Genomic DNA, 313 nt, shown 5'->3' with positions numbered 1-313 from the left:
TCCCGACAGGCTCCACCATGTTTGAGTTTGTTCCGGAAAGTTTTCCGGGTCTGTAGCTCAGGTGGTTAGAGCGCACCCCTGATAAGGGTGAGGTCGGTAGTTCGAGTCTACCCAGACCCACCATTCTCTGAATGACGCATACAATCGATCTTTATACGCATCAGCACTGTGGCTGGTACGTGTTCTTTTAAAACTTGTGACGTAGCGAGCGTTTGAGATGTTCTATCAGACGTGTCGTGAGGCTAAGGCGAGAGACATAAGTCTCTTTATTGATTGAGTCGTTATATTCGTATCCGGGCTTTGTACCCCCGGG

General features: G+C 49.2%; 1 tRNA gene. It reads left to right on the top strand.

Going from position 1 to position 313, the window contains the following annotated elements:
- Nucleotides 1-46 precede the first annotated feature (46 nt).
- Nucleotides 47-123: transfer RNA gene (locus EN804_RS36025), tRNA-Ile, on the top strand.
- Nucleotides 124-313: the final 190 nt, after the last annotated feature.

This window comes from Mesorhizobium sp. M8A.F.Ca.ET.161.01.1.1, from assembly GCF_004792105.1.
Classification (GTDB): domain Bacteria; phylum Pseudomonadota; class Alphaproteobacteria; order Rhizobiales; family Rhizobiaceae; genus Mesorhizobium.
This window is presented reverse-complemented; position numbering and strand designations above follow the sequence as displayed.